Source organism: Pseudoxanthomonas mexicana (assembly GCF_001556105.1).
Classification (GTDB): Bacteria; Pseudomonadota; Gammaproteobacteria; order Xanthomonadales; family Xanthomonadaceae; genus Pseudoxanthomonas_A; species Pseudoxanthomonas_A mexicana_A.
On the sequence record NZ_LSIF01000028.1, the window covers coordinates 111,559 to 117,897 of the forward strand.

A 6,339-nucleotide genomic window follows, 5' to 3' on the forward strand; every position below is an offset into this window, starting at 1 on the left:
GTGCGCCGGTACAAGGAGTCGTCGATGACACTGTCTTCCTCACCGCTGCTGCGTGGCCCCACCCGCCTGCGCGACGCGCTCGTGCCCGAAGCGCTCGGCCTGGGCTGGATGCCGATCCTGCTGCTGGGCTACCTGCTGTTCCTGTTCGCACCGCTGCTGTTGCCGTCCAACGGCGGCTGGGGCGACAGCGTGCAATGGCGCCTGTGGCCGACGCTGGCATCCATCGTGGTGTTCCTGCCGATGTACTTCCTGGCCTACCGCGGCAGCGCGATGACGCGCGTGCTGTGCACGTTCGGCATCGCCGCGCTCGGCTGTGGCCTGATGTCGTCCAATGCGTTCTCCAACACCTACATCATCTATGCGGCGGCGTTCGTCGCGCTGCTGCCAGGGGCGCTGTGGGTGCGGCTGGTGGCGCTGGTGGCCTTGCTGTCCGCTTACTACGGCCTGTCGGCGTGGCTCGGTTTCCCGGTGTTCGTGCCGGTGCTGACCGCGATCATCTCGGTGGCGGTGTTCACCGGCAACTATTTCCAGTCGGAGACGGTGCGCAAGCGTGCCGAACTCAAGCTCTCGCATGAAGAGGTCCGGCGCCTCGCCGCACTGGCCGAACGCGAGCGCATCGGCCGCGACCTGCATGACCTGCTCGGCCACACGCTGTCGCTGGTGGCGCTGAAGTCCGATCTCGCCGGCCGCCTGATCGACCGCGATCCGCAGGCCGCGCGCAACGAGATCGTCGAGGTCAGCCGCGTCGCCCGCGACGCACTGGCGCAGGTGCGCCGCGCCGTGACCGGCATCCGTGCGGCAGGACTGGCGGCCGAACTCGCATCGGCGAAGCTGCTGCTGGAATCGGATGGCATCACGCTGCGCTACGACGCGCAGGAAGCGGTGGTGCCGCCGGATCTGGAAACCGTACTGGCCCTGGCGCTGCGGGAAGCGGTGACGAACATCCAGCGCCACGCCCGTGCGACGCTCGCCGAGGTGTCGCTGACAGGCACCCCGGACCACGTGCAATTGCGCATCCGCGACAACGGCGTCGGCAGTGCCGCCGTGCCCGGCAACGGACTGTCAGGCATGCGCGAGCGGGTCGAATCTCGCGGCGGGCGCCTGCGCATCGAATCGACGCTGCGGCAGGGCACCTGCGTGGAGGTCTTGCTGCCGCTGCCGTCGCGGGAAGGCGAAACCATTGCTTCCAGCAAGGACGTTGTGGGAGCGACGTAAGTCGCGAATCGACCAAGTCGGACGGGTCGGCAGTATCGATATCCAACTGCAATGTAGGCGATTCATTCGTGCGATCGCGACTGACGTCGCTCCCACGACAGCCCCCGGGAGCGCTCACGATTTGCTAGCGTGTCACCCGACCTGTCCACCGTGATGTACCGATGATCCGCGTGCTGATTGCTGAAGACCAGGCCATGGTGCGTGGTGCGTTGACCGCCTTGCTGGGCATGGAGACCGATATCGAGGTGGCCGGCAGTGCGCCCGATGGCGAAGCCGCCTGGCGCGAGCTGCAGCGGTTGAAGCCCGACCTGCTGGTCACCGATATCGAGATGCCGGGCCTGAGTGGGCTGGAACTCGCCCAGCGCATCCAGCGGCACGCGCTGCCGTGCAAGGTCGTCATCGTCACCACGTTCGCGCGCGGCGGTTTCCTGCGGCGCGCGCTCGATGCCGGCGTGTCCGGCTACCTGTTGAAGGATGCGCCGGCCGAGGACCTGGCCGAGGCGTTGCGCAAGGTGCACCGCGGCGGTCGCGCCATCGATCCGCAGCTCGCGCTGGAAGCCTGGTCCGATGCCGATCCGCTCAACGACCGTGAGCGCCAGGTGTTGCGGCTGGCGGGCGAGGGCCAGTCGGCAGGCGACATCGCCAAGCAGCTGAACCTCTCGCAGGGCACCGTGCGCAACTACCTGTCCGAAGCGATCGGCAAGCTCGGCGTCGCCAACCGCATCGAGGCCTACCGGCTGGCGCGCCAGCGCGGGTGGCTGTAACGCCGCCAGGATGTGTCGTGGTTGGCACTTCCGGTGTGCGCCGGGTTGTCTCCCGGGACAGCGCGACCTAGTCTTCACTTCACCATTGCCGCGCCCCACACGGAATGCCCCAGCGTCGCCGTCTCGCCAACCGCCTCGGCCTGCTCGCCGCCGCGCTGATCTTCGTCGCGGTCGGCGTCGGCGTGGTGCTGGGCGCGCAGCGTTTCATCGTCGACGCCAACCGCGTCTCGCACACCAATGAAGTGATCGCGCTGGTGGGGGCCATCGAGGCGCACCTGCGCGATGGCGAATCCGCGCAGCGCGGCTACCTGCTCACCGCCGACGTCAACTACCTCGCCGACTACCAGCGCAGCCGCGACGAACTGCCCGGCATGATCGTCAACCTGCAACGGCTGGTGCGCGACAACCCCGAGCAGGCCCGCCTGGTGCTGGCGTGGAAGCTGGAGACCGAGCGCCGCCTCGGCCAGATGGACGCCACGCTGGGCAACTACGCCACCGGTGGCCTGGTGTCGGCGCAGCGTTCGATCGGCCAGGAAGTGCGGCGGACGTCGGCGAACCTGCGCATGCAGGCGCGCCAGCTGGTCGCCAACGAGAAGGTGCTGCTGGTGCAGCGCGCGGAGTCCAGCCGCACCAGCGCCAACCTGCTGCGCGCGCTGGCGATCCTCGGCATTCCGATGGGCCTGGTCATCATCGCGGTGGTGTACGGCTGGCTGCTGGGGGAAATCCGCCATCGCGCACGTGCCGAAGCCGATGGCGACGACGCACGCGGCGAGCTGATGAGCAACATCCGCGCGCTGGAACAGCACGGCGCCGATCTCAACGAACTCAGCCGCTACGGCGGCATGCTGCAAAGCTGCGTGCGCGCCGAGGAAGCCGTCGGCCTGGCCACGCAGTATTTCTCGCGCCTGCTGCCCTCGACCGGCGGCACGCTGTACCGGGTGCGCGCCTCGCAGGACTACGCCGAGGAGGTCGCGCACTGGGGCGAGCATGCGATCAACGGGCCGGCGATGTTCCCGCTGCCGGACTGTTGGGGGTTGCGCCGCGGCCAGCCGCACGTGCATCGCGCGCACCACGAGCTGCTGCCGTGCAACCACGTGTCGACGCCGTCGCTCAGCGCGATGCCGTCTTACGCGTGCGTGCCGTTGATCGCGCAGGGCAGCCAGCTGGGCCTGCTGTACCTGTCCAGCCACGACGACAGCTTCCTCGCGCGCCTCGACCTGGTGAAGACCGCCGCCGAGCAGCTGTCGATGGCGCTGTCCAGCCTGGACCTGCAGGCGCGCCTGCGCGTGCAGTCGATCCGCGAGCCGCTGACGGGCCTGTTCAACCGCCGCTACCTGGAAGAGTCGCTGGCGCGCGAACTGGCGCGCTGCGAGCGCCGCGGCATGCCGCTCGGCCTGATGATGCTGGACCTTGACCACTTCAAGCGCTTCAACGACCTGCATGGGCATGCCGGCGGCGATGCGCTGCTGGCCGAGTTCGGCCGGCTGCTGCAGGCGCTGTCGCGCGACGAGGACATCGCCTGCCGGTATGGTGGCGAGGAATTCACCCTGATCCTGCCCGAGGCCGATGCCATCACCGTGCAGGCGCGTGCGGAAGCCATCCGTGCCGGCGTCGAAGCGATGCGCGTGACCCATCTGGGGCAGGAGTTGCCGCCAGTGACGGTGTCGATCGGCATGGCGATGTTCCCGCAGCATGGCGGCCTGGGCGAAAGCCTGATGCGCCATGCCGACGCCGCGCTCTATCGCGCCAAGCATGCCGGCCGCAACCGGGTGGAAGCGGCGACGCTGGACGTCGTCGCCGATCAGTCGGCGGCGTAGCGCGCCTTCAACATCGCGTAGGCGCTGCGCAGCGCCAGCGCTTCGCCACCGGCGGGGCGCCCGGCGCGGTCGCTGTCGTTCCATGCGTACACGTCGAGGTGCGCCCACTTCATGCCGTCCGGCACGAAGCGTTCGAGGTACAGCGCCGCGGTGACCGCACCGGCCATGCGCGAACCGGCGTTGGCAAGGTCGGCGATGCCGCTGGTGAGGTAGCGCAGGTACGGACGCCACAGCGGCATGCGCCACACCGGGTCGCGCATGCGCTCGCCGGCGGCGATCCAATCGTTGGCCACCGCGTCGTCGTTGGCGAACAGCGCCGGCAGATCCGGGCCGAGCGCGATGCGCGCGGCGCCGGTCAGCGTGGCGAAGTCGAGCAGCAGCTCGGGCGCCTGTTCGCCGGCATAGGTCAGCGCATCGCACAGGATGATGCGGCCTTCGGCATCGGTGTTGTCGATCTCGACGCTGACGCCCTTGCGGGTGGCGATCACTTCGCCGGGGCGGAAGGCATTCGGGCCGATGCTGTTTTCCACCGCCGGCACCAGCAGCGTCAGTCGCACCGGCAGCGCGCGCGCCATCACCAGCCGCGCCAGCGCGATCGCATGCGCGGCGCCGCCCATGTCCTTCTTCATGTTGCGCATGCCGTCGGCCGGCTTGATGTCCAGGCCGCCGGTATCGAAGCAGACGCCCTTGCCGACCACCGCCACGTGCGGATGCGAGGCGTCGCCCCAGCGCAGCGCGATCAGCCGCGGTGCGCGGTGCGACGCGCGGCCGACCGCGTGGATGGCGGGGAAGTTCTGCGCCAGCAACGCTTCACCGGCGATGACGTCCACGTCGGCGCCATGCGTGGCGGCGAGGTCGCGCACCGCGGCTTCCAGGTCATCCGGGCCCATGTGCTCGGTCGGCGTGTTGACCAGGTCGCGCACCTGCAGGCTGGCGTCGAGCAGGTCGAGCGCCTCGGCATCGGCCTGCGGCAGCACCAGTCGCGCCGGCTTGCGCGCGGGCTGCTTGTAGCGGTCGAACTTGTAGCTGCCCAGGCCCCAGCCCAGTTGCAGTGCGATGCGCGCGTCGTCCGCGAGATCGCCCGCGATCTCCCAGTCGCCGGCCGGCAGGCCGAACGGCGCGTGCGCGTAGGTATACGGATCGAGTGCGTCGCCGATGCCGATCACCGCACCCGCCAAGCCGTTCTCGCCCGGCAGCGGCAGCAGCGAACCGGGCGACGCGGTGAAGCCCTGCGCGTCGATCCAGGCATTGACCGCCGGCGACTGCGACATGCGCCACGTGGCCAGCCGCGTGCGATCCAGTACGTGCAGCGGGCGCGCGTTGGCGGAGGAATCGATGTAGGCGAGGGCAGCGCTCATGCGGCGGCGTGTTCCGTGGCGAAGTCGGGATGGGCGTCCAGCCAGTCGGCCAGCGCGGTGAGGGTGGTGAACTCGAGGTCGGGATGCAGCGCGGCGTGCGGCCAGGCCCGCGGGTGGCCGTCGTGGTCTTCCGGGCGGTTGATCCAGCAACCGCGAAGGCCGGCGCGCATCGCACCGACGACATCCATCTCGATGTGGTCGCCGACGTGCAGCACGTCGCCCGGCGCCACGCCGAGGAGGTCGCAGGCAGCGTGGAAGATGCTGGCCTCCGGCTTCGCCGCCCCATGCTCGCGCGAATGGATCTGGTGCACGAACAGGTGGCCCAGGCCGATCCGCTGCAGGTCGGCATTGCCGTTGGTCACCGCGGCGACCGGCAACCGCGCGGCGATGCGCTCCAGCGCGGCCAGCGCATCCGGGTAGTACTCGACCTGGTTGCGGGCGGCGTAGAAGGTTTCGTACGCCGGTTCCAGCAGGGCCATGTCGGCACCGCTTTCGCGCAGGGCGTGCTCCAGCGTCATCCGGCGCAGGCGGCTGAGGTCGTGGATGTACTGCGGATTGTCGGCGAACACCTGCTCGCGCACGGCGCGCATGCGCTCGGCGGGGAACATGGCGGCGGTCGCGGGGCTGTGCTCGCGCAGCCAGTCGTCGAGGACGCGCTCGATGCGTGCACCGATGGGGGCGAACGGCCAGAGGGTGTCGTCGAGGTCGAGGGTGATGGCGCGGACGGGGAAGCTCATCGGGGCGATTTTAACCCAGTGGGCGGGTTGTCCCTTCACCCTGTTCCGTCAGCAGGGGTGCGCTCCCAGCATGCTGGTATGGCGCCGCTGGCCGCGGAGGCCCTACTTTTCTTTGCCTGTGCAAAGAAAAGTAGGCAAAAGAAGCACCCCCCGTCGGTCCGCCCGCCGCTGCGCGGCGGGTTCGCAGTCCCGGCGGGCCGCCCTTCGGGTTTTACCCGCCGTGACTGCCGGACCTAAGGGGCCCCAGAAGCGACGCCTGAAAGGTCGAGGCGCGCCTTTGCTCTTGCTCCTGCCTTGGGCCCCCATGAGGCACGGCGAGTGGGCCGGGTACAACCCGAAGGGCGCCGCCATGGATGACGGCGTTTTCGTATGGCACATGGATGTGGCTTACGAAAATTCCCGGACCGCTCGCGGACCCTGCGCGCAGCGCAGGGCGTGCCGCCTGGGG

At 69.5% G+C, this 6,339-nt stretch carries 5 protein-coding genes; 3 read left to right on the forward strand and 2 right to left on the reverse strand.

The genetic code is table 11. The features are described from left to right. Positions 1–24: 24 nt before the first annotated feature. From AX730_RS05260 to AX730_RS05270, 3 genes are all read left to right on the forward strand, one after another. The gene (locus AX730_RS05260; RefSeq protein ID WP_083537734.1) at positions 25–1,215 is read left to right on the forward strand and encodes a sensor histidine kinase; all 1,191 of its coding nucleotides are present in this window, start codon (positions 25–27) and stop codon (positions 1,213–1,215) included. A 161-nt stretch (positions 1,216–1,376) separates the two neighbouring features. After that, entirely contained in the window at positions 1,377–1,979 is a 603-nt protein-coding gene (locus tag AX730_RS05265; protein WP_062353012.1) for a response regulator transcription factor, read from the forward strand. Positions 1,980–2,083: 104 nt separating this feature from the next. Further along, positions 2,084–3,796, forward strand: a complete 1,713-nt coding sequence (locus AX730_RS05270) for a diguanylate cyclase (protein ID WP_062353014.1) — start codon at positions 2,084–2,086, stop codon at positions 3,794–3,796. Here AX730_RS05270 and AX730_RS05275 read toward each other — a convergent pair. Continuing rightward, positions 3,781–5,154 (reverse strand): leucyl aminopeptidase family protein, encoded by a 1,374-nt coding sequence (locus AX730_RS05275; protein WP_062353015.1) that lies wholly within the window; start codon positions 5,152–5,154, stop codon positions 3,781–3,783. The two genes, AX730_RS05270 and AX730_RS05275, sit on opposite strands and share 16 nt — an antisense overlap. Then, positions 5,151–5,891, reverse strand: a complete 741-nt coding sequence (locus tag AX730_RS05280) for an HAD family hydrolase (protein WP_062353018.1) — start codon at positions 5,889–5,891, stop codon at positions 5,151–5,153. Before AX730_RS05280 ends, AX730_RS05275 begins: the two co-directional genes overlap by 4 nt. Between the last annotated feature and the right edge of the window lie 448 nt (positions 5,892–6,339).

Bases quoted from the DNA above. Each gene is read 5' to 3' on its own strand.
- AX730_RS05260 (WP_083537734.1), top strand. From the start codon at position 25: ATGACACTGTCTTCCTCACCGCTGCTGCGTGGCCCCACCCGCCTGCGC.
- AX730_RS05265 (WP_062353012.1), top strand. From the start codon at position 1,377: ATGATCCGCGTGCTGATTGCTGAAGACCAGGCCATGGTGCGTGGTGCG.
- AX730_RS05270 (WP_062353014.1), top strand. From the start codon at position 2,084: ATGCCCCAGCGTCGCCGTCTCGCCAACCGCCTCGGCCTGCTCGCCGCC.
- AX730_RS05275 (WP_062353015.1), bottom strand. From the start codon at position 5,154: ATGAGCGCTGCCCTCGCCTACATCGATTCCTCCGCCAACGCGCGCCCG.
- AX730_RS05280 (WP_062353018.1), bottom strand. From the start codon at position 5,891: ATGAGCTTCCCCGTCCGCGCCATCACCCTCGACCTCGACGACACCCTC.